Raw genomic sequence first — 25,047 nt, 5'->3', positions numbered from 1 at the left:
GGCGTCAGTGGGAGTCGACAATGGTGTTGTTCCGGCCGAACCGCCGGTTCCTGAGCACGGGCAGGAACTCGCGGACGTCGTCGACCCTCCGGCGCGACACCTCGGTGGTCACGACGCCGCGTTCCTCGTCCTCGAGGTGGGCCTGGGCGATCCCCATGGGATCGAGGATGGCCGAGTGGCCGATCGTGTGGCTGCTGGAGGTGCCCGCGGCCGCCACCCAGAGCGTGTTCTCGATGGCGCGGGCCTTCAGGAGCGTCTCCCAGTGCTCGATCTTGTAGTCGCCCTTGAACCAGGACGCCGGCACGCAGAGGAGGTCCGCCCCGGCGTCGGCGAGCGCGCGTGCCTGCTCGGGGAAACGGATGTCGTAGCACGTCATGAGCCCCACCCGGACGTCCCCGATCTCGGCGACCGTGATGCCGCCGTCGCCAGGTTTGATGCGCGTGGACTCGGAGTAGCTGAAGGCGTCGTAGAGATGCAGCTTGCGGTATGTATCGACGATGCGGCCGGTGGCGTCGATGAGGACGAGGGTGTTGAAGGGCCGCTCCTCGCCGCTGGGCTCGTAGCCGCCGGCGACGATCCCCAGGTTGTGCTCGGCGGCGATGAAGGACAGCTGCTGCACGAAGGACGTCCAGCCGGCCTCGACCGCCTCCCGGAGCGGACCCTCGACCGCGCCGATCGAGAACATGGACTCCTCGGGGAAGACGATCAGCTCCGATCCCTGGGAGGAGGCCTCGGCGGCGAGCTCCCGCATGACCGCCAGATTCGCCGGGGGGTCTCCACCCGGCCGGAACTGCCCAACGCTGACCAACATGTTCCCGCCCTCACGTCTGTGCCGTGCCTTTCGTCCAGCCTACAGACTCCGTGTCCGGCACGCGGGAGTAGCCTTCTTCCCATGAGGAAACCGATGGAGGGCCGGCGGACGCCGCCCGGCCCCGGCCAGGAGTCCGTCTGGGACTACCCGAGGCCACCGCGGGTGGAGCGGGCGACGGCGACGATCGAGGTGCGCTTCGGCGGGCAGCTGATCGTCAGCACGGACCACGCGGTGCGGGTACTCGAGACGAGCCATCCGCCGGTCTACTACCTGCCGATCGCCGATTTCGCCCCGGGCGTCCTGGTCCCGGTCGAGGGCACCACACACTGCGAGTTCAAGGGTGCGGCGAGCTACTATGACGTCGTCTCGGGCAGCGCGCGCAGTCCGCGGGGCGCGTGGACGTACCCCTCACCGGTGAAGGGCTACGAGGAGCTCGCCTCCCGGGCCGCCATCTACCCGTCGAGGATGGAGAGCTGCACCGTGGACGGCGAGGTGGTGCAGGCGCAGGAGGGTGATTTCTACGGCGGCTGGATCACGGCCGCGATCGTCGGGCCGTTCAAGGGCGGCGCGGGCACCTGGGGCTGGTAGCCCCCGATCCTGGGCGCCGACGCCCAGCGCGCGCTCAGGGTCCGCCGAGGTGGCGGGCAGGGTGCGTTGCTAGCATTGTCGGCCGACCCCGCACGCGACGTTAGGAACAGCCATGGCCAGCTCACGATCGATCCGGCGCGGGTGGTTGCTGACAGCGGCCCTCGTGACCTCGGCAGCATTCCTCGGCGGGTGCAGCGCCCTGGGCGATGCACCCGAGGACGCACCGGCGTCGGACACGGCGGCCGCATCGGCTGCGCCGGAGCAGGCAGCCCTCCCCGAACCGGACCTCGAGGGCATCCCGGAGGTCGTGGCGGTCGTCAACGGCACCGAGATCAGCCGCGAGCTGTTCACCACCACCTACCGGGGCCAGTTCAGCCAGGCCGCCGCCCAGGCGCAGGCCGGCGGCCAGGAGGTCGACCAGGACCAGCTGAAGACCACCGTCGCGGACAACCTCGTCAGCACCGAACTGCTCCGGCAGGAAGCGGACCGGCGCGGCATCGAGGCGAGCCCGGAGGCACAGGCCGCGGTGATCGACGACCTGCTGGAATCGAACCAGCTCGGGTCGGAGGAGGAACTCCGCGCCGCAGCCGCCGAGCAGGGGCTCGACGGGGCCGCGTTCGACCGCCAGCTCACCGATCAGGTGAAGCTCGACGCCTTGATCGCCGAGGAGGCCGGCGACACCACCCCCACGGACCAGGAGATCCAGGAGGCCTACGACGCCGTGGTCGCGCAGCAGCAGGAGGGCGGCGCCACCGCTGCGGCGGTCCCGCCGCTGGAGGACGTACGCCCCCAGGTCGAGGAGCAGCTGAGGGGCGGAAAGACCTCGGAGGCCACGCAGGCCCTGATCGGGCAGCTCCGCGAGGACGCCGAGATCACGGTCAACCTGTAGCACCCGACGACGACGAAGGGCGGCTCCCCGGGGAGCCGCCCTTCGTGCTGCGTGGACGGTGGTGTCAGCCGCCGATGAGGTCGTTGATGACGATCGTCTGGTCGCGGTCCGGGCCGACGCCGATCGCGGAAAACCGGGTGCCGGAGAGCTTCTCGAGCGCCCGCACGTAGGTCTGCGCGTTGTCCGGCAGGTCCTCGATGGTCCGGGCCCCGGTGATGTCCTCGGTCCAGCCGTCGAAGTACTCGAAGATCGGCTGGGCGTGGTGGAACTCGGTCTGCGTCATGGGCATCTCGTCGTGCCGCACGCCGTCGACGTCGTACGCCACGCACACCGGGATGCTCTCGATGCCCGTGAGGACGTCGAGCTTGGTCACGAAGTAGTCGGTGAAGCCGTTGACGCGCGAGGCGTGGCGCGCCAGCACGGCGTCGTACCAGCCGCAGCGGCGCGGACGTCCGGTGTTGACGCCGAACTCGCCGCCGGTCTTCTGCAGGTACAGGCCCATCTCGTCGAACAGTTCCGTGGGGAACGGCCCGGCACCCACGCGCGTGGTGTACGCCTTGATGATGCCGATCGAGCGGGAGATGCGGGTGGGGCCGATGCCCGAGCCCACGGAGGCGCCGCCGGCGGTGGGGTTCGACGACGTCACGAACGGGTAGGTGCCGTGGTCCACGTCGAGGAACGTGGCCTGGCCGCCCTCCATGAGGACCACCTTGCCGGCGTCGAGCGCCTCGTTGAGCACGAACGTGGAGTCGATGACGAGGGGCTTGAGCCGCTCGGCGAAGGACAGGAAGTACTCCACGACCTCCTCGACCTCGACGTCGCGCCGGTTGTAGACCTTCACGAGGAGTTCGTTCTTCTGCTTGAGGGATCCCTCCACCTTCTGGCGCAGGATCGACTCGTCAAACACGTCCTGGACGCGCAGGCCGAGGCGGGCCACCTTGTCCATGTAGGCCGGGCCGATCCCGCGGCCCGTGGTGCCGATGGCACGCTTGCCGAGGAAGCGCTCGGTGACCTTGTCCAGCACCTGGTGGTAGGGCGCCACGAGGTGGGCGTTCGCGGACACGCGCAGCCTCGAGGTGTCGGCGCCGCGCGCCTCGAGCCCGTCGATCTCCTGGAACAGGGCCTCGAGGTTGATGACGCAGCCGTTGCCGATGATCGGGACGGCGTTGGGGCTGAGGATGCCGGCGGGAAGCAGCTTCAGCTCGTACTTCTCGCCGTTGACGACGACGGTGTGCCCGGCGTTGTTGCCGCCGTTCGGCTTCACGACGTAGTCGACCCGGCCGCCCAGCAGGTCCGTGGCCTTGCCCTTACCCTCGTCGCCCCACTGGGCTCCGACGATGACGATTGCTGGCATGGGATCCTCCCCCATTCGGCACGACCGCCTCCCGCGGAACCGCGGCATGCACGCCGTGCATCAGAACGCCCCAACCGGCCGCACGGTGTGCGCCCACTGGGGCTCTTACCGTCCGAGTTTAGCCGAGAGCCGCTCGGGAGGCTCCGAAAAAAGCCGTGCGTGACGATCACCGGCCCGTGCGGCCCGCCCGCCGCGCCTCGAGGGGCCGTGCAGAATGGGGTCATGGACCGCTTCGAAGGACAGATCGCCGGTATCGGCACCACCTCGGGGACGCGGCTGGTGATCGGCCGGTGGGACGCCTCCCCGTTCGGGGCGTTCACGGACGTGATGCTGGAGGACGCCTCCGGCACGCGGACCCTGCTCGCGCCGAGCCCGGAGGTCGCGGAGTACGTGCGGGCCACCTACACGTTCGACGACGTCGTGGTCACCCCCGTCACCTGCACGCTCACGAGCGACCGGCTCGTCGTCGACGCCGGGGAGCTGCGGGTCCGGGCGGGGATCGGCGGCGTCACCCTCCTCGGCCGCCTCCTCGGCCTCGTCCCCTCCCGCCTGGCCACGCATCCCCGGTGGCTGGCGCTCATCAACCCGGTGGCAGCACGCCTCGTGAAGGGCGTCGCGACGGCGGGCTCGGCAGGGCACGGACGTACCGAGTACTACGGTGTCACCTCCGCGCGGGCCGTCGCCGGCGTGACCGCCACCTGGCGCGGCGCCGATCTCGGCGCCCTGGCACCGGTGAGCCCGCCGGTGCGGTTCGGCTTCAGCTCGGCTCCTCCGCGCCCGCAGCTGGTGTCGGTGACGACGACGATCCGCCACCCGGACCGGTAGCCGGCGCGCGCCGCACCCGGGCCGCGGCCACCCGGTAGTGGGGCCAGTACCGGACACCCCCGGGCAGCAGGGGGACGGCGATCCGGGCGACCCGGCGGGCGACGGCGAACACCGCGCGTTCACGCCGGCGCCACGGAAGCCCGTAGGCGTCGCGCAGGACGGGCGGCAGGACCCCCGCGGCCAGGATCGCGGGCACGCCCCGGAGTGGCCACGGCACGATCGGCGGCTGGGGCGCGAGGACCTGCCGGGCGATCTGCTGCCCGGCCGCACCGACCTGGAGCGTGGTCCGGATCTGTGCATCCATGTACCGCTCGAGCGCCGCGTAGCCGTCGGGCAGCAGCCGGTCCGGGACGCCGAAGACGTGGGCCAGCTGCCGCATGTCCCGGTAGTAGGCATCCCGCTCCCCCGCGAGGACCGGCCGGTGGAAGGCCTCCGTCACCTCGAGTGCGGTCCGGACGAGGGTCGAGAACACCCAGAGGGCCAGCCCCGGGTCGGTCGCACTGTAGGGCGTCCCGGCGGGCAGCGGCCCGCCGGCAGCGGGGAGGGTTCCGCGGACGGGCCGGTGCCTGCGGGCCACGTAGCCGGCGGCGGCCCGCACCTGCCCCCGGTCCCCGAAGGTGACGGTGAGGACGGCGTCGAGGGTCCCCCGCAGGCGCTGCAGCGGATCGTCCGTGAATCCGCTGTGGGCACGCACCCCCTCGGCCACGAGCGGATGGGCCACCTGCAGCAGGAGCGCCGCCGGGCCGCCGGCCACGATCAGCCGCTCGCGGGCGATCCGCCAGGCGGTGGAGTCGGGGCCGAAGAGTCCGGTGTCGCCGGCGGCGCCGGGTGCGGGCGCCGCCGGGAAGAAGCGGTCCAGCCCCTTCATGCGCCCTCCATGCGCACCGCACGGCCCGCGTCGTCGGTGCCCCCGCCGGCCTCCCCGTCGTCGACCCACTCCAGCAGGTCGCCCGGCTGGCACTCCAGCACCCGGCACATGGCCTCGAGGGTGCTGAACCGCACGGCCTTGGCCCGCCCGTTCTTCAGGACCGCCACGTTGGCCGGCGTCAGGCCCACCCGTTCCGCGAAGTCACCCACGCTCATCTTCCGCTTCGCCAGTTCGACGTCGATGCGCACCACGATCGGCATCAGATCACCTCGTCCAGTTCGGTGCGCAGCCGGCGGGCCTCGGCGTCCCGGTCCACCGCCTGGACGAGCAGCGCCCTGAGGACCAGGACGATCAGCGCCACGGCGGCGATCGACACCGCCACCCCACCGATGAGCAGCACCACGCCGGGAGCCACGGCCTCGCCCGGAGCGAGCGCGACGCCGAGCCCGAAGGTCAGCAGGCTCGCGGCGGCGAACGCCCCGATCACCACGTCCACCAGGCGGAAGGCCCCGCGCGAGAAGACGGTGCCCCGCCGCACCATGGTCAGCAGTCCCCAGACGCAGACCATCGCGGCCTGCAGGGCGAGGATCACGAGCACGGTGAGGACCACGAGCGGGGTGCGGATGAGCGCCACCTCCGGATCGGCCTGGTCCAGGTCGACCCCGAGCAGGGGGACCATCACCACCTGGATGAAGACGGACCCGGCGAACATCATGCACAGCACGATCCGCAGCGCGAGCACCGTGGGTTTTCTCATGACAGCTCCTTCTACTGAATGTCAGTACGAAGCTATCGTTAATCGACACCTTTCACAAGGATATCGATCCTCTCCTTGGTGGCTTGCGGCGCTGCGGCGGGCCTGCGTGACCGCACGGGCACCACGCCGGCAACCGATCCTGGAGCCCTGATCCGCGAGCGTGCCGCGGGGACGGCCGCGACCTGCCACGCAGCGATCAGATCGTGTAGTCGGACCCGGGGTTCGCCGTGTCGATGTAGTCCCGCACCGCGCTCTGCGGCACGCGGTAGGACCGTCCGAACCGGATGCTGTGGATGGTGCCGGACTGCACCATCCGGTACACGGTCATCTTGGAGACCCGCATCATAGCGGCCACCTCCGCCACCGTGTACAACTGTCCCGTACTTGCGCTCGTCGCCATTTGAGCCCCACTTCCATTCGCCTCACCACGGTCTGTGGAGTGATTAACTCTGGTCGCGCTGGTAACAGCGGCACAAGGCGGAGGACTACTCGTTTATCGCGGGGTACATCGAGTATGGGCGCGCGCCCGGGAGGACCCCGGCCCACCCGCCGGCGGGGCGGGAGGCACGCCGACGGCCCCCGGCGACGACCCGTCCACCGGGCGCGAAGAAGGACATGACGGGCCCGCCAAGGCGGAACCCGTCATGTCCTGTCCTTTTGAGGACGACCGTGCCCGGAAGGGTGCGTCAGCCCGCCAGGCGGGTGCTCGCCTCGGGATCGGATTCCTTGAGGAACACCGCGATCCGCTCGGCCTCCTCGATCTCCCCGATGGACGCGGCGGCCCGCCCGAGTGCGTAGAGCGCGCGGAGGAAGCCGCGGTTGGGCTCGTGCGAGTACGGGATGGGGCCTGCGCCGCGCCAGCCGCTGCGCCGGAGCGCGTCGAGGCCGCGGTGGTAGCCGGTGCGGGCGTAGGCGTAGGACTCGATGGTCCGGCCCTCGCCGTACGCCTCGTCCGCGAGGATCGCCCAGACGAGCGACGACGTCGGGTGCTTCGCCGCGAGGTCCACGGCTTCGTCGCCGGCCGCGAGGCGCTCGACGACGTCGGGCTCCTCGGGCAGGAGGGTGGGCTCGGGGCCCATGAGGTTCTTCCGGAATTCGTCCGACATGGCTACAGCTTCTTCCCGGCGGACCCGAGGGACGCCGCGGCCTCGACCACGCGGGCGGCGAGGCCGGCTTCGGCGGACGCACCCCAGACGCGGGGGTCGTAGGTCTTCTTGTTGCCGACCTCGCCGTCGACCTTCAGGACGCCGTCGTAGTTCTTCAGCATGTGGTCCGCGACCGGACGCGTGAACGCGTACTGGGTGTCGGTGTCGATGTTCATCTTGATGACGCCGTAGGACACGGCGTCGGCGATCTCCTGCTCGGAGGAGCCGGAGCCGCCGTGGAACACGAGGTCGAACGGCTTGTCCTTGCCGATCTTCCGGCCCACCTGGTCCTGGATGTCCTTGAGGATCTCGGGGCGGAGCTTCACGCCGCCGGGCTTGTACACGCCGTGGACGTTGCCGAAGGTGAGGGCCGTGATGTAACGGCCGTGCTCGCCGGCGCCGAGGGCGTCGATCGTGGCCAGGGCGTCGTCGACAGTGGTGTAGAGCTTGTCGTTGATGGCGTTCTCGACGCCGTCCTCCTCGCCGCCGACGGTGCCGATCTCGACCTCGAGGATGATCTTCGCCGCTGCGGCGCGGGGCAGGATCTCGCGGGCGATCCGCAGGTTCTCCTCGAGGGTCTCGGCGGAGCCGTCCCACATGTGCGAGTTGAAGATGGGGTCGCGGCCGTTCTTCACGGCCTCCTCGGAAGCGGCCAGCAGCGGCAGCACGAAGTCGTCGAGCTTGTCCTTGGGGCAGTGGTCGGTGTGCAGGGCGATGTTGACGTCGTACTTCTTGGCCACCTCCTTGGCGAAGGCCGCGAAGCCGAGCGAACCGGCCACCATGTCCTTGACGCTCGCACCCGACCAGTAGGCGGCGCCGCCCGTGGAGACCTGCACGATGCCGTCGGAGCCGGCCTCGGCGAACCCGCGCATCGCCGCGTTGAGGGTCTGGGAGGAGGTCACGTTCACAGCCGGGAATGCGAACCCGCCCGCCTTCGCGCGGTCGATCATCTCGGCGTAAACATCAGGGGTTGCGATAGGCATGCTGAGGACTCCTTAGTCGTGGTGAGTGCTGGCTTCATCCTAGCGAGCGGGTCTACCGGGCGCAGGAGGGGCCGCCGGACGACGGCGGCAGGAACGATGGCGGGATCGGCGGCGGGATCGGTGGCGGTCGCACCCCGCTCCCCGCCTGGTGTCCACCGGGTGTCCGCCGGGTCCCCCTGGCGGAACGACGGCGGCGGGTGCGGTCAGACGTGCTGGCCGAATACGTGCCGGCGCACCCAGCCGTGCATGGCGATCGCGGCGGCCGCGGAGGCGTTGATGGAGCGGGTGGACCCGAACTGGGCGATCGAGAGCGTGGCCTCGGCCGCCTCGTGGACCTCGGGGGTGAGGCCCGGGCCCTCCTGCCCGAACACGAGCACGCAGCGCTCGGGCAGGTCGTAGGTCTCCAGGGGCACCGAGTCGGGGAAGTTGTCGATCCCGATCACCGTCAGCCCCTCGGCCGCCGCCCAGGCCGTGAAGTCGGACACCGTGGGGTGGTGGCGGACGTGCTGGTAGCGGTCGGTGACCATGGCGCCGCGCCTGTTCCACCGCCGTCGGCCGATGATGTGCACCTCGCGGGCGAGGAAGGCGTTGGCCGTGCGCACCACGGAGCCGATGTTGAGGTCGTGCTGCCAGTTCTCGATCGCGACGTGGAAGCCGTGCCGCCGCTCGTCGAGGTCGGCGACGATCGCCTCGTGGCGCCAGTACCGGTACCCGTCGGTGACGTTGCGGGTGTCACCGGCCGCCAGCAGGTCGTGGTCCCAGTGGTCGCCGTCGGGCCACGCGCCCTCCCAGGGCCCCACACCGACCGCCGGGGCGTCGGGGGCGGGCAGGTCGGGGCTGGAGTTCGGCAGGGATTGTTCCACCGTTCAAGCCTAGACGGCGCCGGAGGTGGGAGACTGGCACCGGACGGTCAACTCCCCCGGAAGGACGCCCATGCGCGAGAACGAACACATCGAGTGCTGGCTCACCGACATGGACGGTGTGCTGGTGCATGAGAACCAGGCCATCCCTGGGGCGGCCGAACTGATCGAGAGGTGGGTGGCCACCTCCAGGCGGTTCCTCGTCCTGACGAACAACTCCATCTACACCCCTCGCGACCTCGCCGCGCGCCTGAAGGCGTCCGGACTCGAGATCCCCGAGGAGAACCTGTGGACCTCGGCCCTGGCCACGGCGCAGTTCCTGCGCGACCAGCTCCCCGGAGGCCGGGCCTACGTGATCGGCGAGGCCGGGCTGACGACGGCGCTGCACGAGGCCGGCTTCGTCCTCACCGACACGAATCCCGACTACGTGGTGCTCGGCGAGACCCGCACGTACTCCTTCGAGGCGATCACCAAGGCCGTCCGCCTGATCCTGGAGGGCGCCCGGTTCATCGCCACCAACCCGGACGTCACCGGGCCCTCGAAGGAGGGCCCCCTTCCCGCGACGGGCGCCATCGCCGCCATGATCACCGCCGCCACGAGCCGCGACCCCTACATCGTGGGCAAGCCCAACCCGATGATGTTCCGCTCGGCCATGAACCAGATCGACGCGCACTCGGAGACCACCGCGATGATCGGCGACCGCATGGACACGGACATCATCGCGGGCATGGAGGCGGGGCTGCACACGGTCCTCGTGCTGAGCGGCATCACCCAGCCGGAGGACATCAACGCCTATCCGTTCCGGCCCGCGCAGATCTGCGCCTCCGTGGCGGACCTGATCGACCAGGTCTGACCGGGCCCGTGCGCCCCCGTCAGAAGGGGCGCTTCGAGCCGCCGCCGCGCGAGACGCGGATGTACTCCCGCTGCACGGCGGAGACGATGCCCTGGTAGATGCCCGGGTTCCACTGCGGGCTGGCATGGGCGGGCAGGGCGCCCTCCGTCACGTGGTCCACGGACACCACGTTGTCCGGCAGCGCCTGCGCCCAGCCGGCGCGGGCCGTCGCGTAGTCGACGACGCCGTCATCCGGGTTCCCGGCGAACACCACCTTCGTGTCACCGAGGGAAAGCCGGAACCGCGTCACGTCGAAGTGGTAGATGTACGAGGACTCCGACTGGATGAGCTCGCTGCTGGGGGCCAGCGGTGAGAGCTGCTCGAGGGTCTGGTCCACGATCTGGCTCCAGGTCCGCTCGTTCTTGTGGACGATCCGCTCCCCCAGCTCGTAGGTACCGCGCACGCTGATGGGCACCCGCACACCCGCCTCGTAGAGCAGCACCACGCCGTCGAACATGCGCTGGTCCCGGACGTCGTACCGGCTGGACGGGGAGGAGTCGAGCAGGATCAGTTCCACGGGGATCCCGCGGTCGCGCAGGCGCGCGGCGACCTCGACGGCCACCATGCCGCCGAAGCTGTGGCCGTAGAAGTAGAGCTTCTCGAGCCGGAAGTTCTCCACGTAGCGGTTCATGGTGGCCACGACGTTGTTGATGTCCAGGCCGCGGTTGGAGTAGCCCATCACGGCCATCTGCGCCCGACGCGACAGCACCGGGCGCAGCGAGTTCAGGATCCAGAGGCCCTCCTCCCAGCTGGTCTTGTAGCCGGGGAAGAGGACCCAGCGGTCGTTCGGGAAGCGGGCACGCGCGGCGTCGTCGTCGAGCGGCAGGATGCGGGTCTGCTCCCGCTGCGACTGGATGATCCGTGTGAAGGCCAGATCGGCGGTCACCACCGCGGCAGCCGCCGAACCCATCAGGAAGGACCGGCGCGAGGATTCACGGAAGGCCTGCGCCCGCTGCAGCACCCGGCCGTCGTCGTCCTTCACGCGCCGGTTCCCGCGGCCGCCCGGACGTCCGTCAGGCCAGGCCGAGCTCGTCCTTGCCGAACGCGAAGAGGTACGGCACACCGGCTTCGGCCTCGATGCGCTCCTTCGACCCGGTGTCCCGGTCGACGATCACGGCGACGGCCTGCACGTCACCCCCGGCGCGGCGCACACCCTCGACGGCGGTGAGCGCGGAACCGCCCGTGGTCGAGGTGTCCTCGAGCACGACGACGGGACGCCCCGACACGTCCGGGCCCTCGACCTGGCGGCCCATGCCGTGGGTCTTCTGGCTCTTGCGCACCACGAACGCATCGATCGGCCGGCCCGCCTGCGCCGCGGCATGCATGACGGCCGTGCCCACGGGATCGGCACCCATCGTCAGGCCGCCGGCCGCCTCGAAGGCGATCCCGGCGTCGTCGAGCAGCTGGAGCATGACCCGGCCCACGAGGGCGGACGCCTCGTGGTGCAGCGTGATGCGGCGGAGATCGATGTAGTAGTCGGCCTCGACACCGCTGGAGAGGGTCACGCGCTCGTGCACCACGGCGAGTTCCTTGATGAGCTCGAGGAGCCGGGTGCGGTCGGTGGTCTGCGCGGAGGTCTCGGCGGTCATGCGGCCAGTCTATCGACGGCCGGGTGGCGTCCCGACACGCCGCGTCGACCGCGGCCGACGGTTGCCGGAGCGGAGGTCAGCCCGCCAGGCGCGCGCTCGCCGCGTCGATCGCCTCGGGCGAGAGCACGTGCGAGATGGCTAGCACCGCGGCCCCCGCGACGCCGGCGTTCTGCCCGGACACCGACGGGACGATGCGCAGGTGCTCGGTGGCGAGCGGCAGCGAACGCGTGTACACGACCTCGCGGATGCCGGCGAGGAGGTGCTCGCCGGCCTGCGCGAGGGCCCCGCCGACCACGATCACCGAGGGGTTGACGAGGTTGACGCACGTGGCGAGCACGTCACCGATGTCGCGGCCGGCCTGCCGCACGGCCTGGAGCGCCTGGATGTCCCCGGACCTGACCAGCTCGACGACGTCCTGGCTGCCGGTGGGGGTCCGCTCCCCCGATGCGCCCAGCGCCGCGGCCAGCGCGGGCCCGCCGGCGATGGCCTCGAGGCATCCCGCGTTCCCGCAGCGACAGAGGGTCTCCCCGCCCCGCGAGACGCGCACATGGCCGAGGTCGCCGGCCGTGCCCTGCGCGCCGCGCTGCAGCACGCCGCCCAGGATGATGCCTGCTCCGATGCCGGTGGCCACCTTGATGAACATCAGGTCCGCCACGTCGGGCCAGCTCGCGTCCTGTTCCCCGAGGGCCATGATGTTCACGTCGTTGTCCACGAGGACGGGGACGGGGAAGTCGCGCTGGATGAACCCCGGCACGTCGAACCGGTCCCAGCCGGGCATGATGGGCGGGTTGATGGGCCGGCCGGTGTCGTGTTCCACGGGCCCGGGGAGGCCGATGCCGACGGCGGCGAGATCGTCCGCCGTGCGGTCGTCCCGTTCCAGGAGGCCGGTGACGGCCGTCGTCAGCCAGCCGAGGACCGCCTCCGGTCCGTCGCCGATGCTCATCTGCTGCTGGGCCCGTCCGAGCTCCCGTCCGGAGAGGTCCGCGAGGATCACGATCGCGTGCGTGGCACCGAGATCGGCGCCGATCACCACGCGCGCCCCGGGGTTCAGGGCGAACAGCGACGGCGGGCGCCCGCCCGTGGACGCCGCACCACCGAAGGGGGCCACGAACCCGAGGGACATCAGCGTGTCGATCCGCGCCGCGACGGTGGAGCGGGCGAGCCCCGTGACCTGCGCCAGTTCCGCCCTCGTGCGCGGCCGGCCGTCGCGGAGCACCTGGAACACCTCGCTGGCCCCGGATGCGCCCGGCGCGGACGGGCGCTGGGTGAATCCCCCATCGCTGGGCATCCGGGCCGATGACGTGGTGAGCACCCTTTCAGTAAAGCACCCGGCACTTCCAATGGCGCCCCCGAGCTTCCATAACATTCGCGGAGCATCTTTTGACGGTCCCTCGACAAAAGTGGAGGGCCGTGTCACAGTGGCCGCGTGGACGACGAAGTCAACACCCAGGGGGCTCGCACCCCGATCCTGCGCGTGACAGGGCTCACGAAGAGTTTCTTCGGAGTGCCCGTCCTGCAGGACGCCTCGCTCGACCTCTTCCCGGGCGAGGTCCACGGGCTGGTCGGTGAGAACGGCGCGGGGAAGTCGACGCTCATGAAGCTCCTCGCGGGCGTCTACGTCCGGGACGGGGGGCGCATCGAGCTCGACGGCGAACCGGTCGAGTTCACGCACCCGGTGCAGGCGCACCAGGCGGGCCTGTCCACCGTGTTCCAGGAGTTCAACCTGCTGCCGGAGCGCACCGTCGCCCAGAACATCTACCTCGGCCGTGAACCGAGGAAGGGCCTGCTCGTCGACCGCCGGGCGATGAACCGGGCCACCACGGAGCTGCTGGAGGAGCTCGGCATCACGAGCATCCGTCCCACGGCGTCGGTGAGCTCGCTGTCGGTGGCGCAGCAGCAGATCGTCGAGATCGCGAAGGCCGTGAGCTACGACGCCCGGATCATCTCCATGGACGAGCCCACCGCGGCGCTGGCGGGTCCGGAGGTCGAGCTGCTCTACGGCATCATCGACCGCCTCCGGAAGCGCGGGACGGCGATCCTCTACGTGTCCCACCGGCTGAAGGAGATCTTCGACCTGTGCGACACCATCACGGTGCTCAAGGACGGCCGGATCGTCACCTCGTCCCCCGCCTCCGGGCTCGACGACGCCTCGCTGGTCCGCGCGATGGTCGGACGGCCCATCTCGGCCTACTTCCCGGAAGCCCTTCCGGGCACCACGGTCGGCAGTCCGCTGCTGCAGGTCAGCGGCGGCGGCAACGACCAGCTCGACGACATCGACCTGACCCTCCACGCCGGCGAGATCGTCGGGGTGGCCGGGCTGCAGGGCTCGGGGCGGACGGAGCTGGTGGAGGCGGTCTTCGGGGCCGCCGGCTTCACGCGGGGCACGATGACCCTCGAGGGCAGGCCGTACCGGCCGCGCTCCCCGCGGGACGCCATCCGGCACCGGATCGCGCTCATCACCGAGGACCGCAAGGCCCAGGGGCTGAGCCTCAACCAGTCGATCCTCGACAATGCGCTCAGCGTGGTGCGCTCCGTGGATCCCATGCGCACCGCCGTCGCCCGCCGACGGGCGCCCGGCGTCTTCTCGTCCCTCGAGGTCGTGGCCCGCGACCTCGACCAGGAGGTGCAGTTCCTCTCGGGCGGGAACCAGCAGAAGGTCGTCCTCGCCAAGTGGCTGGCGATCGACCCGCAGGTGGTGCTGCTCGACGAGCCGACGCGCGGGATCGACGTCGGCGCGAAGGTCGCCGTCTACTCGCTGATGCGCCGGCTGGCGCAGGAAGGCAAGGCCATCCTCATGGTCTCGAGCGAACTCCCCGAAGTCCTCGGCATGTCCGACCGCGTGATCGTGATGCGGGACGGGCGCATCGCCGGTGAGATCCCGCCGGCCGCGTCCGAGGAGCAGGTCCTCCAACTGGCGACGGGCGCCCGGGGCGTGGCGCCGTGAACCGCCTGACCTCGACGCACATCGTCTACCTCGTGGCCCTGGCGACCATCATCGCCGGCACCGTCCTCGTCGGCTCCACCGGCCGCAACTTCTTCAGCACCGGCAACATCTCCGACATCCTCACCGGGACGAGCATCCTCGGCTTCATCGCCATCGGCCAGACGCTCGTCATCCTCGTGGGCAGCCTCGATCTCTCCGTCCCCTACGTGATCAGTCTCTCGAGCCTCATCGGCGCGGGGATCATGGCCAACCAGGCCGGGAACATCCTGCCCGCGGTGCTTCTGGCACTCCTCGTGTCCGCCCTGATCGGCCTCGTCAACGGCGCCGTCGTGGCAGGACTGAAGGTGCACGGCTTCATCGCGACCCTGGGCATGGGGCTGATCGTGAGCGGCTACCTCGGGTCCACCTACCAGGGCAGCGCGGGGCAGGCGCCGCTCGCGTTCCGCCTCATCGGGGCCACGGGGATCGGCCCCGTCCCCGTCTCGACCCTCATCATGCTCGCGTGCGCCGCCGTCGTGCTCGTCCTGCTGAACACCACGCGCCTGGGCCACGCCATGTACGCGGTGGGAGGCGACGCCCCGGTGGCGAGGATGTCCGGCGTCCGCACGCTGACACCGGTCATCGCGGCACACGTGATCTGTTCCACGATGGCGGGCCTCGCCGGGCTGCTGCTGGCCGCCCGCCTCGGCGTGGGCAGCCCGACCATCGGCTCGCAGGGCGGGTACGACCTGCTGTCGATCGCCGCCGTCGTGCTCGGCGGGACGCTGCTGGCCGGCGGGAAGGGCTCGCTCGTGGGCACGCTCGGCGGCGTCCTCATCTTCGCGATGCTCGACAACATCATGAGCGTGCTGCAGGTCAACCCGTTCCTGAAGGACGTGGTCCGCGGCGTCGTGATCGTCGTCGCCGTGGCCGTCTACGCCCGGCGCAGGACCGTGCACCGGCCCGCGCGGTTCGGCCGGGGACAGGCCCACAGGGGCGACGCCGCCCCGCCCCGCGGGCCGGGTGCCTCCCGGCAGGGCGACGGGCCGGCACGCGGCGACGGCACCGATGCACGGAACGAGGTGCCGGCATGAGTGTCGCCACCGAACGCGCCGTCCTCCAGCAGAACCGCTCGTCCCGCGGCGAGCGCCTCCTGCGGGCCCTGCGCACACCCAGCGGGGCCATCTTCGTGCTCGTCGCAGTCCTCTTCGTCGCCGTCCTGGCGGCGAACCCCTCCTTCGGCGAACCGGGCTCCCTGATCCGGTTCATCGGGCGGACGGCCCCCATCGCCATCGCGGCGATCGGACAGTACTTCGTCATCGTGTCCGGGGAGTTCGACCTCTCGATGGGATCGGTGGTGACCGCGCAGGTCATCATCGCCGGGAACCTGATCGGCCAGGACGAGGCCCGGGCCCTCCCGGTCCTGGCCCTGATGATCCTGTTCGGGGCCTTCGTGGGGCTGGTGAACGGCCTGGTGACCACGCTCCTGAGGGTGCCGAGCTTCATCGTGACCCTCGGGACCATGCTGGCGCTGCTCGGCCTCGTCCTGTTCTGGACCGGCGGCGCGGCCACCGGCAACCCGGCGGACAGCTTCCGGCAGATCGGCCGCGGCGGCGTCCAGGACATCCCCGTCCTCGAGGTGCTGCCCTACCCCGTCATCATCCTCGCCGTCGTCGCCGCCGCGGCCTTCTGGCTGATGCGCAGGCCCTACGGGCGCACGCTCGTGGCCGTGGGCGACAATCCGCGCGCCGCCGCCCTGACCGGCGCCCCCGTCTGGTGGATCAGGACGCGGGCCTTCATGCTGTCCTCCCTCGCGGCCACCGTGGCCGGCGTGATCCTCGTGGGGTACGCGGGCGTCCACCCCTCCGTGGGCCAGGGCTACGAGTTCACGGCGATCACCGCCGTCGTGCTGGGCGGGGTGGTGCTGGGCGGCGGCCGCGGCTGGGTCCTCTCCGCCGCGGCGGGTGCGTTCGCCCTCGAACTGCTGTTCACCCTCCTGAACTTCCTCGGCGTCGAATCGACCTGGCGCGACAGCGTCCAGGGCGTCATCATCATCGTCGCCGTCGCCGCAGCGTCCCGGAACTGGCAGCGCAAACGCCGCGGCGCGAGCAAGCAGGCCCATGACGAGCACCGTCCAATAGCAGCACCCACGCCCGCACCGGGCACAGATGAGGGAGGAACATGATGCGTGGAAGCATCCTGGGCAAGGTCACGGTGATCGCAGCGACGTCGCTGCTCGCCCTGACGGCCTGCACCACCGATTCATCCATCGAGAACCCGCCGGCCGCCGAGGGCTCCGCGAGCGCGGAATCCACCGAGGCCGCGCAGCCCACGGAGGACGGCACGGAGTGGTTCGACCAGGCCGTCTACGACGAGCAGGACGCGCAGCGCTCGGCCACCTTCGAGGGCGACCCGGAGAAGCCGTACCTGCAGTACATCGACGGCGAGATGACGGACACCGCGGCCTTCGCCGCCGACGGACCGCAGAAGGCGTGCTTCTCGAACGCCTCGATCTCCAACCCCTGGCGCCAGACGGGCTGGATCACCATGAACCAGCAGCTGAAGGTGCTGCAGGACGCCGGTGTCGTCTCCGAGATGGAGACACGCGACGCCCAGGACGACGACAACACGCAGATCGCCGACATCGACTACTTCATCGCCGAGGGCAACTGCGACGCCTTCATCATCTCCCCCAACTCGACGGCGGCCATGACGCCCGCCGTCGAGCGCGCATGCGAGACCGGCAAGCCGGTGATCGTCTTCGACCGCGGCGTGCAGACGGACTGCGCCGTCACGTTCATCCACCCCATCGGCGGCTTCGCCTGGGGCATCGACACCGCCGAGTTCCTGAGCGAGCGGCTCGGGGAGGGCGACAAGGTGGTGGCGCTGCGCATCCTGCCCGGCGTCGACGTCCTGGAGCAGCGGTGGGCGGCGGCCGAACGCATCTTCGAGGAGAACGGGATCGAGGCGGTGGACTACTTCACCGGCGCCGACCCCGTGGAGATCAAGTCCATCATCTCGGACGAGCTCGCGACCGGGGACGTGCAGGGCGTGTGGATGGACGCGGGTGACGGCGCCGTCGCCGCCATCGAGGCGTTCGAGGACGCCGGAGCGGACCTCCCCGTGATGACGGGCGAGGACGAGATGAGCTTCCTGCGCAAGTGGGACGAGACGGGCATCGACGGCCTGGCCCCGGTGTACTCGAACTTCCAGTGGCGCACCCCGCTGCTCGCGCTGCAAAAGATCTTCGCCGGCGAGGAGGTCCCCGCCGAGTGGGTCCTCCCCCAGTCCCCCATCACCGAGGACGAGCGCGGCGAGTTCCTGACCGCGAACGAGGGCATGCCGGACGGGCACTACGCCAAGTTCGGCGGCGAGGACCTGCCGGGCTACCCGACGGTGTGGCAGGAGCGCCAGATCCCCTGACGACGTGACGCATCCCTGAAGCACGACGACGCAGGACGCAGCACGACGCAGCACGATCGGGAACCGACGGGGAAGGAGGCAGGACCATGGACGACGGCGCAGCCCGCTCCATCGGCATCAACACGTGGGTGTGGACGTCACCGCTGACCGACGCGGACCTGCCTCCCCTCCTCCGGCACATCGCGGACCTGGGCTTCGACGGCGTGGAACTCCCCCTCGAGAACGCGGGGGACCTCACGGCCGCAGCGGTGCGGAACGCCCTGGCCGCGACGGGGCTCGCACCGGCCGTGGTCGGCGCGATGGCCCCGGGCAGGGACCTGGTCGGGGCCTCGCCCGCCGCGACCCGCGAGACCCAGCGCTACCTGCTCGAGTGCATCGACCTCGCGCACGCGATCGGGGCCAAAAGCGTCTGCGGCCCGTTCTACTCCGCCACGGGCAGGGTGTGGCGGATGGACGACGACGAGCGCGCCGCGGCGTACGCGGAGCTGCGGGAGAACCTGGCGCCCGTCGCCGACCACGCCGTCGCCGCGGGGGTGGAGCTCGGCATCGAACCGCTGAACCGGTACGAGACGTCCCTCCTGAACACCGTGGGCCAGGCACTCGAGGCACTGGGGCCGCTGCTCGGCAGCGGCGTGGGTCTCGCGCTCGATTCCTACCACCTCGCCATCGAGGAACGATCCTCCGCCGGGGCCGTCCGGGCGGCCGGTCCGCACCTGGTCCACCTGCAGGTCTGCGGCAACGACCGCGGAGCGCCAGGGGGCGACCAGACGGACTGGCCGGGGCTCTTCGCCGCGCTCGAGGACGTGCGGTACGACGGACCGCTGAACATCGAGAGCTTCACCTCCGCCAACGCGAGCATCGCCGTCGCGGCGTCGATCTGGCGTCCGCTCGCCCCGAGCCAGGACCGTCTGGCCCAGGACGGGCTGGCCTTCCTCCGCCGGACGGACCCCAGCCAGGCACGACGCCGTCCCGTGCCGACCCTGCAGGGCCAGGAACCCTGACAGGACGGGAGACCTGCGGACGGCCGGCCCTTTTCCACGGGCCTGCACTTCCGATCAGCGCCCACACACTAATCGCCCGTTTTCCACCACCTTTTGCTCACGGCCCGGCAAAAGTCCGCCATACTGGACGCGAACCAGCTCACGCGGTCACACCGCCGACGCCCCCTCGTATCCCGGGAGACACACCATGACATCCCCCCTTTCCGGTCAGGCACCGGACGATCCCGCACCCCGGCCACTCGGCGTCGCCATGATCGGCTACGCCTTCATGGGCAAGGCGCACTCGGCGGCCTGGCGTACGGTCGGCAGCCACTTCGACGTCCCCGCCACCGCGCGGCGCGTCATCGTGGGACGGAACGCCGGGCAGACCGCGGAGGCCGCGGCGCGCTACGGATGGGAGGACTCCTCCACCGACTGGCGGGAGGCGATCCACCGGGAGGACGTCGACATCGTGGACATCTGCACCCCTGGCTACCTGCACGCCGAGATCGCCATCGAGGCGCTGAAGGCGGGCAAGCACGTGCTCGTGGAGAAGCCGCTCGCCAACACCATCGCCGAGAGCACCGCGATGGTCGCCGCGGCGGCCGAGGCGCGGGACCACGGCGTGCAGTCCATGGTCGGATTCAACTACCGGCGCGTCCCGGCCCTCGCCCACGCCCGGCAGCTCATCGCCGACGGGCGGCTCGGCGCCGTCCGCCAGCTGCGCATCGCCTACCTGCAGGACTGGCTGGTGGACGCCGCCTCCCCGATGACCTGGCGGCTCCGCCGGGAGACCGCCGGTTCGGGGGCGCTCGGCGACATCGCCTCCCACGCCCTGGACCAGGCGCAGTTCCTCACCGGCCGGAACGTCACGGAGGTCTCGGGCCGCCTGCGCACCTTCGTGGAGGAGCGGCCCGGCCCCGACGGCCCGGAGCCCGTCACCGTCGACGACGCCGCCTGGATCACCGCCGAACTCGCCGGCGGGGCCGTCGCCACGGTCGAGGTCTCGCGTATGGCCACCGGGGTGAAGAACGGGCTCCGCATCGAGGTGTTCGGTGAGCGCGGGGCGCTGCGCTTCGACCTGGAGAACCTCAACGAACTGTGGCTGATGGAGGCCACCGGACCGGTGACCGAGCAGGGCTTCCGCCGCATCCTCGTGACCGAGCCCGGACACCCCTACCTCGACGCGTGGTGGCCGCAGGGCCACATCATCGGCTGGGAGCACACGTTCACCCACCAGCTGCGCGACTTCCTCACCTCGATCCGCACGGGTCGGCCCGCCCAGCCGTCCTTCGAGGCCGGCCTGCAGATCCAGCGCGTCCTCGCCGCCGTCGAGGAGAGCGCGGCGGCCAAGAGCGCCGTCGTGCAGGTCGATTCCACCACCCCCACCCACTCGTCCGTTCCAGCCAAGGAGACTGCATGACCCGCAACTTCACCCTGTTCACCGGCCAGTGGGCCGATCTCCCCTTCGAGAAGGTCGCCGAACTCGCCGGCCGGTGGGGCTACGACGGCCTCGAGATCGCCGTCTCCGGCGACCACCTCGACGCCTGGCGCTGGGACGACGACGCCTACATCCAGGACCGGCTCGACATCCTCGAGCGCAACGGCCTGAAGGTCTGGGCCATCTCCAACCACCTCAAGGGCCAGGCTGTCTGCGACGACCCGATCGACTTCCGCCACCAGGCGATCGTCGGGCCGAAGGTCTGGGGTGACGGCGACCCGGAGGGCGTGCGGCAGCGTGCCGCCGAGGAGATGAAGCTGACCGCACGGCTGGCGAAGAAGCTCGGCGTGGACACCGTCGTCGGCTTCACCGGCTCGTCGATTTGGCAGTACGTGGCCATGTTCCCGCCCGTCCCCGCGAGCATGATCGAGGCCGGCTACCAGGACTTCGCCGACCGCTGGAACCCCATCCTGGACGTCTTCGACGAGTGCGGGATCCGTTTCGCCCACGAGGTCCATCCCTCCGAGATCGCCTACGACTACTGGTCCACGCAGCGCACCCTGGAGGCCATCGGGCACCGCCCGGCGTTCGGCCTCAACTGGGACCCGAGCCACTTCATGTGGCAGCAGATCGACCCGGTGGCGTTCATCTCCGACTTCAAGGACCGCATCTACCACGTGGACTGCAAGGACACGAAGATGCGCATGGGCGGCGGCCGCAACGGGATCATGTCCTCGCACCTGCCCTGGGGCGATCCTCGGCGCGGCTGGGACTTCGTCTCCACGGGCCGCGGCGACGTGCCCTGGGAGGACAGCTTCCGGGCGCTGACGGCCATCGGCTACACCGGCCCCATCTCGGTGGAGTGGGAGGACGCCGGCATGGACCGGCTCCAGGGCGCACCCGAGGCCCTCGCCTTCCTCAAGGGCTTCGACTTCGCACCGTCGGAGACCTCGTTCGACGCCGCCTTCAGCCAGTAGGCCCCGGCCCACGGGCCGCCGCACCGGATCATCCGGCGCGGCGGCCGCCGTCCTCGTGGCGGACAGGCAGGATTTCGTAACCTCGTAGAAATCGAAGCGGAGTAGCCTAGGGGTCATGCGTGAACTCCAGGCCCAGATCATCGAGGAAATGGGCGTCAAGCCCACCATCGACCCCGCTGCCGAGGTCCGCAGCCGGGTCGCCTTCCTGAAGGACTACGTCCGGTCCACAGGCACCCGCGGGTTCGTCCTCGGCATCAGCGGCGGACTCGATTCCACCCTCGCCGGCAAGCTCGCCCAGCTTGCCGTCGACGAGCTGCGGTCCGAGGGTGTCGACGCCGACTTCATCGCGGTGCGCCTGCCCTACAACGTCCAGAAGGACGAGGAGGACGCCCAGGCCGCGCTCGCCTTCATCCAGCCCCGCACGTCGAGGGTCTTCAACGTGGCGCCCGCGGTCGACGGCTTCCAGCAGGAGTACGCGGACACGACCGGCGAACGGATCTCCGACTTCACCAAGGGCAACACGAAGGCCCGGGCCCGCATGGTGGCGCAGTACGCGATGGCCGGCCAGCACAACCTCCTCGTGATCGGCACGGACCACGGCGCCGAATCCGTGACGGGCTTCTTCACGAAGTACGGCGACGGCGGAGCGGACATCCTGCCCCTCTTCGGCCTCGACAAGCGCCAGAACCGCGCCCTGCTCAAGGAACTCGGGGCGCCCGCGGCCCTGTACGAGAAGATCCCGACGGCGGACCTGCTCGACGACCTGCCCGGCCGCGCCGACGAGAACGAGCTCGGGCTGACCTACGAGCAGATCGACGACTACCTCGAGGGACGCGAGGTGGATCCCGATGCCGCGAAGGCCATCGAGCACCGCTACTGGATCACACGGCACAAGCGAACGGTGCCCGTGACCATCTTCGATTCGTGGTGGCGGGAGTAAACACCGCCGTTGGTAACGTAGGGTCCGTGAAGATCGCCACCTGGAACGTCAATTCCCTCCGTGCCCGTGCCGACCGCGTCGAGGCGTGGCTGAACAGGTCCGACGTCGACGTCCTGGCCATCCAGGAGACCAAGTGCAAGGACGACAACTTCCCCTGGGAGTTGTTCGAGAACAGCGGCTTCGAGGTGGCGCACTTCGGCCTGAGCCAGTGGAACGGTGTCGCCATCGCCTCGCGCGTGGGGCTCGACGACGTCGAGCGCACCTTCCCCGGCCAGCCCGCCTTCGGCAAGCCCGGGACCGAGGCGGTGCAGGAGGCCCGTGCCATCGCCGCGACCTGCGGCGGCGTGCGTGTGTGGAGCCTGTACGTGCCGAACGGCCGGGCGCTCGACGACCCGCACATGCCGTACAAGATCGAATGGCTCGACGTCCTCCGGGGCCACGCCCGGCGCTGGGTCGAGGAGGATCCGCAGGCGCAGATCGCCCTGATGGGTGACTGGAACATCGCGCCGCAGGACGAGGACGTCTGGGACATCGACCTCTTCGTCAACGGCGGCTATACGCATGTCAGCCCGCCCGAGCGTGCCGCGTTCCAGGCGTTCCTCGACTCCGGGTTCACGGACGTCGCACGCCCGTTCACCCCCGGCCCCGGGCTCTACACGTACTGGGACTACACGCAACTGCGGTTCCCCAAGAAGGAGGGCATGCGCATCGACTTCGTCCTCGGCTCGCCCGCCCTGGCCGCCCGGGCCACGAACGCGTTCGTGGACCGCGAGGAGCGCAAGGGCAAGGGTGCCTCCGACCACGCTCCCGTCGTCGTGGAACTCAGCGGGCCGTGAGCCCGATGGGCGGTGCCGCCCGGCCGTTCCCCTACGTCTCCTACCTCCGCGTGTACGAGCCGCTGGATGCGTTCTCCGACGCGCAGCAGCTCATGATCCTCGAGCAGCGCGCCCGGGAGCGGGTGCTGACCGAGACCCTCGAGCACGAGCAGTCACTGCGGCGCATCCTGCGCAGCGTGTCGGACCCCTTCCCCCACCACGAGCCGGACCTCGTCCGGGTCACGCACTTCCCCGGCCTCACCGGTGCGACGGCACCCTACTACTGCCCCAACCAGCTGGCCGTCCGCACCACGCTCGCCGCCGAGTCGCTCGACCAGAGCCTGCGCGGACCCCTGATCGACGTCCTCGTCCCCGAGGCGGCGCGCGAGGCGCACCAGGCGAGGCTCGACCCCGACACCTTCGCCGACACCGTCGCCAAGCTGCACACCCGCTCGGCCACCTGGGGAGTGCCGTTCGCCTGGTTCGTCCTGATCCACGAGGACGACCTCACGGAGGTGGTCGAGGACGACGGCCGCGTGTCCACGGTGCGGATCTCCGCGAGGATCGGCGACTGCATCGACCGGGGCCGGCGCTCGGTGGCGCAGCTCGCCATCGGCGCACCCGAGATGGACCTGCTCGACGAACTCACGGAGATCGTCGAGTGGCTCGAGGTGTTCCGGCGCGACGCCGTGGTCGAGGTGGACTACGGCCCCGTGGCGGACCGCGTCTTCCCGGACGACTCGCCGATGGACGTGCGGCTCGGCATCGAGAGCCTGGCCGAGGCCGACATGATGGGCGCCGCCGCCTCCTACCGGCGCCTCGCCTCCCGGTGGATCCCGATCCGCCAGCTCGCCCGCGCCTCCTGACGCCGCGTACCGGCCGGAGACCCGCCGCGGCGGGCGCCGTCGTCCGGTACGCGGAGGAGCCCGGCGGCCCGGCCCGGGCCGCGCCTGGGCCGTGCCCGTGCCCGTGCCTAGACCGGGGCCGGTCCCGTGGATGCCCGCTCGACGAGCAGATGGGGGCGTGACGGCGGGTACTCCGCCGGCTCGTTGCGCAGCAGCTCCCCCAGCAGGAGGTCCGCCGCGTAGGCGCCCTGGTCCGCCGGGTCCTGGCGGATGGTCGTCAGGCCCATGGGTGCGGCGAACTCGTGGTCGTCGATCCCGATGACGGACAGCTCCCCCGGTACACCGATGCCCAGTTCCGCCGCGGCCCTCAGCACCCCGAACGCCATCTCGTCGGAGGAGCAGAACACGGCCGTCGGCCGGTCCGCGGGATCGGCGAGCAGGGCCAGGGCGGACACCCGCGACGTCGCGAACGTGAAATCGCCGAAGGCCGACCAGTCCTCGCGGATGCCGAGGCCGTGGTCCGCCATGGTCTGCCGGAACGCCTGCTCGCGCTGGCGGGGCACCTCGAAGTCGATATCGAAGGATCCGCCGCCGCGCATGTGAGCGATCCGTGTGTGGCCGAGCGCGATCAGGTGCTCGACGGCGTCACGCGCCGCCTGCGCGTCGTCGATCCCCACGTGGCGCACCCCCTCGACCGCCCCGCCCACCACGATGTGGGGGTACTCGAGCTGCTGGACGGCTTCCCGCTCCTCGTCCGTCAGGTGCATGCACATGACCAGCAGGGCATCGATGCGCTTGCGGAGGATGGAGCGGTGGAACACGCGGTCGCGGTTGACGCCGTCGCCGCCGAGGCTGAAAACGATCAGGTCGTATCCCGCGGCACGCAACCGGCGATCGACGCCCTCGAGCACCGCCGAGAAGTACCAGCGGTCGATCGCCGGGAGGAGGACCCCCATCGCCATGGTGCGGCCGGAGGCCAGGCCCGACGCGGCCGACGACGGCACGTACCCGAGCCTCTTCGCGGTCGTGGTGACCCGGGCACGCGTCTCCTCGGCCACCCCCGGGAGCCCGCGCAGTGCGCGGGACACCGTGGCTGTCGATACTCCGAGGGCCGCCGCGACGTCGTCGATGCTTGTCATGCC

At 70.7% G+C, this 25,047-nt stretch carries 27 protein-coding genes; 14 read left to right on the top strand and 13 right to left on the bottom strand.

Going from position 1 to position 25,047, the window contains the following annotated elements; genetic code table 11:
• Positions 1-4 precede the first annotated feature (4 nt).
• Positions 5-811, bottom strand: coding sequence for a carbon-nitrogen hydrolase family protein (locus QFZ50_RS17280; RefSeq protein ID WP_307086251.1), 807 nt, complete (start codon positions 809-811; stop codon positions 5-7).
• Between the two features lie 81 nt (positions 812-892).
• On the opposite strand from QFZ50_RS17280, the gene QFZ50_RS17275 reads away from it, so the two are divergent.
• The gene (locus tag QFZ50_RS17275) at positions 893-1,399 is read left to right on the top strand and encodes a DUF427 domain-containing protein (RefSeq protein WP_307086249.1); all 507 of its coding nucleotides are present in this window, start codon (positions 893-895) and stop codon (positions 1,397-1,399) included.
• Positions 1,400-1,511: 112 nt separating this feature from the next.
• Positions 1,512-2,288 carry a SurA N-terminal domain-containing protein gene (locus QFZ50_RS17270; RefSeq protein ID WP_307086247.1) on the top strand — a complete coding sequence of 259 codons (777 nt, stop codon included), beginning with the start codon at positions 1,512-1,514 and terminating at the stop codon, positions 2,286-2,288.
• A 64-nt stretch (positions 2,289-2,352) separates the two neighbouring features.
• Here the strand turns inward: QFZ50_RS17270 and QFZ50_RS17265 are convergent, their stop codons facing one another.
• On the bottom strand, positions 2,353-3,642 hold the full coding sequence (locus QFZ50_RS17265; protein ID WP_307086245.1) for an adenylosuccinate synthase: 1,290 nt from the start codon (positions 3,640-3,642) through the stop codon (positions 2,353-2,355).
• 222 nt (positions 3,643-3,864) lie between these two features.
• Here QFZ50_RS17265 and QFZ50_RS17260 point away from each other — a divergent pair, with 222 nt between their 5' ends.
• Positions 3,865-4,467: a hypothetical protein gene (locus QFZ50_RS17260; protein WP_307086243.1), complete on the top strand. Its 603-nt coding sequence runs from the start codon at positions 3,865-3,867 to the stop codon at positions 4,465-4,467.
• On the opposite strand, the gene QFZ50_RS17255 is transcribed toward QFZ50_RS17260, so the two are convergent.
• The 7 genes from QFZ50_RS17255 to QFZ50_RS17225 all read right to left on the bottom strand — a co-directional run bounded on the left by QFZ50_RS17255 (position 4,400) and on the right by QFZ50_RS17225 (position 9,083).
• A complete protein-coding gene (locus tag QFZ50_RS17255) occupies positions 4,400-5,335 on the bottom strand; it encodes an oxygenase MpaB family protein (protein ID WP_307086241.1) in 936 nt (311 codons plus the stop codon). The two genes, QFZ50_RS17260 and QFZ50_RS17255, sit on opposite strands and share 68 nt — an antisense overlap.
• A complete protein-coding gene (locus tag QFZ50_RS17250) occupies positions 5,332-5,595 on the bottom strand; it encodes a helix-turn-helix domain-containing protein (protein WP_307086239.1) in 264 nt (87 codons plus the stop codon). The genes QFZ50_RS17255 and QFZ50_RS17250 overlap by 4 nt, the downstream gene beginning before the upstream one ends.
• On the bottom strand, positions 5,595-6,092 hold the full coding sequence (locus QFZ50_RS17245; protein ID WP_307086237.1) for a DUF2975 domain-containing protein: 498 nt from the start codon (positions 6,090-6,092) through the stop codon (positions 5,595-5,597). Before QFZ50_RS17245 ends, QFZ50_RS17250 begins: the two co-directional genes overlap by 1 nt.
• A gap of 196 nt (positions 6,093-6,288) precedes the next feature.
• Positions 6,289-6,492, bottom strand: coding sequence for a helix-turn-helix domain-containing protein (locus QFZ50_RS17240; protein ID WP_307086235.1), 204 nt, complete (start codon positions 6,490-6,492; stop codon positions 6,289-6,291).
• A 286-nt stretch (positions 6,493-6,778) separates the two neighbouring features.
• Positions 6,779-7,198, bottom strand: a complete 420-nt coding sequence (locus QFZ50_RS17235; RefSeq protein WP_307086233.1) for a DUF3151 domain-containing protein — start codon at positions 7,196-7,198, stop codon at positions 6,779-6,781.
• 2 nt (positions 7,199-7,200) lie between these two features.
• Entirely contained in the window at positions 7,201-8,220 is a 1,020-nt protein-coding gene (gene fbaA / locus QFZ50_RS17230; protein WP_307086232.1) for a class II fructose-bisphosphate aldolase, read from the bottom strand.
• A 203-nt stretch (positions 8,221-8,423) separates the two neighbouring features.
• Positions 8,424-9,083: a TrmH family RNA methyltransferase gene (locus tag QFZ50_RS17225; RefSeq protein WP_307086231.1), complete on the bottom strand. Its 660-nt coding sequence runs from the start codon at positions 9,081-9,083 to the stop codon at positions 8,424-8,426.
• A gap of 70 nt (positions 9,084-9,153) precedes the next feature.
• On the opposite strand from QFZ50_RS17225, the gene QFZ50_RS17220 reads away from it, so the two are divergent.
• Positions 9,154-9,933, top strand: coding sequence for an HAD-IIA family hydrolase (locus QFZ50_RS17220; protein WP_307086229.1), 780 nt, complete (start codon positions 9,154-9,156; stop codon positions 9,931-9,933).
• 19 nt (positions 9,934-9,952) lie between these two features.
• On the opposite strand, the gene QFZ50_RS17215 is transcribed toward QFZ50_RS17220, so the two are convergent.
• From QFZ50_RS17215 to QFZ50_RS17205, 3 genes are all read right to left on the bottom strand, one after another.
• Positions 9,953-10,954, bottom strand: coding sequence for a thioesterase domain-containing protein (locus tag QFZ50_RS17215; RefSeq protein ID WP_307086227.1), 1,002 nt, complete (start codon positions 10,952-10,954; stop codon positions 9,953-9,955).
• Between the two features lie 31 nt (positions 10,955-10,985).
• A complete protein-coding gene (gene pyrE / locus QFZ50_RS17210; protein ID WP_307086225.1) occupies positions 10,986-11,561 on the bottom strand; it encodes an orotate phosphoribosyltransferase in 576 nt (191 codons plus the stop codon).
• A gap of 76 nt (positions 11,562-11,637) precedes the next feature.
• Positions 11,638-12,849, bottom strand: a complete 1,212-nt coding sequence (locus QFZ50_RS17205) for an ROK family transcriptional regulator (RefSeq protein ID WP_307086884.1) — start codon at positions 12,847-12,849, stop codon at positions 11,638-11,640.
• A gap of 138 nt (positions 12,850-12,987) precedes the next feature.
• Here QFZ50_RS17205 and QFZ50_RS17200 point away from each other — a divergent pair, with 138 nt between their 5' ends.
• From QFZ50_RS17200 to QFZ50_RS17155, 10 genes are all read left to right on the top strand, one after another.
• Positions 12,988-14,505, top strand: coding sequence for a sugar ABC transporter ATP-binding protein (locus QFZ50_RS17200; protein WP_307086223.1), 1,518 nt, complete (start codon positions 12,988-12,990; stop codon positions 14,503-14,505).
• A complete protein-coding gene (locus QFZ50_RS17195) occupies positions 14,502-15,578 on the top strand; it encodes an ABC transporter permease (RefSeq protein ID WP_307086221.1) in 1,077 nt (358 codons plus the stop codon). Before QFZ50_RS17200 ends, QFZ50_RS17195 begins: the two co-directional genes overlap by 4 nt.
• Positions 15,575-16,669, top strand: a complete 1,095-nt coding sequence (locus tag QFZ50_RS17190) for an ABC transporter permease (protein ID WP_307086218.1) — start codon at positions 15,575-15,577, stop codon at positions 16,667-16,669. The genes QFZ50_RS17195 and QFZ50_RS17190 overlap by 4 nt, the downstream gene beginning before the upstream one ends.
• Positions 16,669-17,907, top strand: a complete 1,239-nt coding sequence (locus QFZ50_RS17185; protein WP_307086882.1) for a substrate-binding domain-containing protein — start codon at positions 16,669-16,671, stop codon at positions 17,905-17,907. Before QFZ50_RS17190 ends, QFZ50_RS17185 begins: the two co-directional genes overlap by 1 nt.
• 86 nt (positions 17,908-17,993) lie before the next feature.
• The gene (locus tag QFZ50_RS17180) at positions 17,994-18,908 is read left to right on the top strand and encodes a sugar phosphate isomerase/epimerase family protein (RefSeq protein WP_307086216.1); all 915 of its coding nucleotides are present in this window, start codon (positions 17,994-17,996) and stop codon (positions 18,906-18,908) included.
• A 187-nt stretch (positions 18,909-19,095) separates the two neighbouring features.
• A complete protein-coding gene (locus QFZ50_RS17175; RefSeq protein ID WP_307086214.1) occupies positions 19,096-20,310 on the top strand; it encodes a Gfo/Idh/MocA family protein in 1,215 nt (404 codons plus the stop codon).
• Positions 20,307-21,305 (top strand): sugar phosphate isomerase/epimerase family protein, encoded by a 999-nt coding sequence (locus QFZ50_RS17170; protein WP_307086212.1) that lies wholly within the window; start codon positions 20,307-20,309, stop codon positions 21,303-21,305. Before QFZ50_RS17175 ends, QFZ50_RS17170 begins: the two co-directional genes overlap by 4 nt.
• A 115-nt stretch (positions 21,306-21,420) precedes the next feature.
• Complete coding sequence (gene nadE / locus QFZ50_RS17165) at positions 21,421-22,245, top strand: ammonia-dependent NAD(+) synthetase (protein WP_307086210.1); 825 nt, start codon at positions 21,421-21,423, stop codon at positions 22,243-22,245.
• 26 nt (positions 22,246-22,271) lie between these two features.
• Positions 22,272-23,081: an exodeoxyribonuclease III gene (locus tag QFZ50_RS17160; protein WP_307086208.1), complete on the top strand. Its 810-nt coding sequence runs from the start codon at positions 22,272-22,274 to the stop codon at positions 23,079-23,081.
• A gap of 5 nt (positions 23,082-23,086) precedes the next feature.
• Positions 23,087-23,926 carry a hypothetical protein gene (locus tag QFZ50_RS17155; protein ID WP_307086880.1) on the top strand — a complete coding sequence of 280 codons (840 nt, stop codon included), beginning with the start codon at positions 23,087-23,089 and terminating at the stop codon, positions 23,924-23,926.
• Between the two features lie 107 nt (positions 23,927-24,033).
• Here the strand turns inward: QFZ50_RS17155 and QFZ50_RS17150 are convergent, their stop codons facing one another.
• A complete protein-coding gene (locus QFZ50_RS17150; protein WP_307086205.1) occupies positions 24,034-25,044 on the bottom strand; it encodes a LacI family DNA-binding transcriptional regulator in 1,011 nt (336 codons plus the stop codon).
• Positions 25,045-25,047: the final 3 nt, after the last annotated feature.

The sequence above is a fragment of the Arthrobacter agilis genome (assembly GCF_030816075.1).
Lineage (GTDB): Bacteria > Actinomycetota > Actinomycetes > Actinomycetales > Micrococcaceae > Arthrobacter_D > Arthrobacter_D agilis_E.
Note: the sequence above shows the minus strand (reverse complement) of the source record. Positions and strands in the feature narration are given on the sequence as shown.

Excerpts from the sequence above, each read along its gene's own strand:
- QFZ50_RS17280 (WP_307086251.1), bottom strand. The coding sequence starts at position 811 with ATGTTGGTCAGCGTTGGGCAGTTCCGGCCGGGTGGAGACCCCCCGGCG.
- QFZ50_RS17275 (WP_307086249.1), top strand. The coding sequence starts at position 893 with ATGAGGAAACCGATGGAGGGCCGGCGGACGCCGCCCGGCCCCGGCCAG.
- QFZ50_RS17270 (WP_307086247.1), top strand. The coding sequence starts at position 1,512 with ATGGCCAGCTCACGATCGATCCGGCGCGGGTGGTTGCTGACAGCGGCC.
- QFZ50_RS17265 (WP_307086245.1), bottom strand. The coding sequence starts at position 3,642 with ATGCCAGCAATCGTCATCGTCGGAGCCCAGTGGGGCGACGAGGGTAAG.
- QFZ50_RS17260 (WP_307086243.1), top strand. The coding sequence starts at position 3,865 with ATGGACCGCTTCGAAGGACAGATCGCCGGTATCGGCACCACCTCGGGG.
- QFZ50_RS17255 (WP_307086241.1), bottom strand. The coding sequence starts at position 5,335 with ATGAAGGGGCTGGACCGCTTCTTCCCGGCGGCGCCCGCACCCGGCGCC.
- QFZ50_RS17250 (WP_307086239.1), bottom strand. The coding sequence starts at position 5,595 with ATGCCGATCGTGGTGCGCATCGACGTCGAACTGGCGAAGCGGAAGATG.
- QFZ50_RS17245 (WP_307086237.1), bottom strand. The coding sequence starts at position 6,092 with ATGAGAAAACCCACGGTGCTCGCGCTGCGGATCGTGCTGTGCATGATG.
- QFZ50_RS17240 (WP_307086235.1), bottom strand. The coding sequence starts at position 6,492 with ATGGCGACGAGCGCAAGTACGGGACAGTTGTACACGGTGGCGGAGGTG.
- QFZ50_RS17235 (WP_307086233.1), bottom strand. The coding sequence starts at position 7,198 with ATGTCGGACGAATTCCGGAAGAACCTCATGGGCCCCGAGCCCACCCTC.
- fbaA (WP_307086232.1), bottom strand. The coding sequence starts at position 8,220 with ATGCCTATCGCAACCCCTGATGTTTACGCCGAGATGATCGACCGCGCG.
- QFZ50_RS17220 (WP_307086229.1), top strand. The coding sequence starts at position 9,154 with ATGCGCGAGAACGAACACATCGAGTGCTGGCTCACCGACATGGACGGT.
- pyrE (WP_307086225.1), bottom strand. The coding sequence starts at position 11,561 with ATGACCGCCGAGACCTCCGCGCAGACCACCGACCGCACCCGGCTCCTC.
- QFZ50_RS17205 (WP_307086884.1), bottom strand. The coding sequence starts at position 12,849 with ATGCCCAGCGATGGGGGATTCACCCAGCGCCCGTCCGCGCCGGGCGCA.
- QFZ50_RS17190 (WP_307086218.1), top strand. The coding sequence starts at position 15,575 with ATGAGTGTCGCCACCGAACGCGCCGTCCTCCAGCAGAACCGCTCGTCC.
- QFZ50_RS17185 (WP_307086882.1), top strand. The coding sequence starts at position 16,669 with ATGCGTGGAAGCATCCTGGGCAAGGTCACGGTGATCGCAGCGACGTCG.
- QFZ50_RS17180 (WP_307086216.1), top strand. The coding sequence starts at position 17,994 with ATGGACGACGGCGCAGCCCGCTCCATCGGCATCAACACGTGGGTGTGG.
- QFZ50_RS17175 (WP_307086214.1), top strand. The coding sequence starts at position 19,096 with ATGACATCCCCCCTTTCCGGTCAGGCACCGGACGATCCCGCACCCCGG.
- QFZ50_RS17170 (WP_307086212.1), top strand. The coding sequence starts at position 20,307 with ATGACCCGCAACTTCACCCTGTTCACCGGCCAGTGGGCCGATCTCCCC.
- nadE (WP_307086210.1), top strand. The coding sequence starts at position 21,421 with ATGCGTGAACTCCAGGCCCAGATCATCGAGGAAATGGGCGTCAAGCCC.
- QFZ50_RS17155 (WP_307086880.1), top strand. The coding sequence starts at position 23,087 with ATGGGCGGTGCCGCCCGGCCGTTCCCCTACGTCTCCTACCTCCGCGTG.
- QFZ50_RS17150 (WP_307086205.1), bottom strand. The coding sequence starts at position 25,044 with ATGACAAGCATCGACGACGTCGCGGCGGCCCTCGGAGTATCGACAGCC.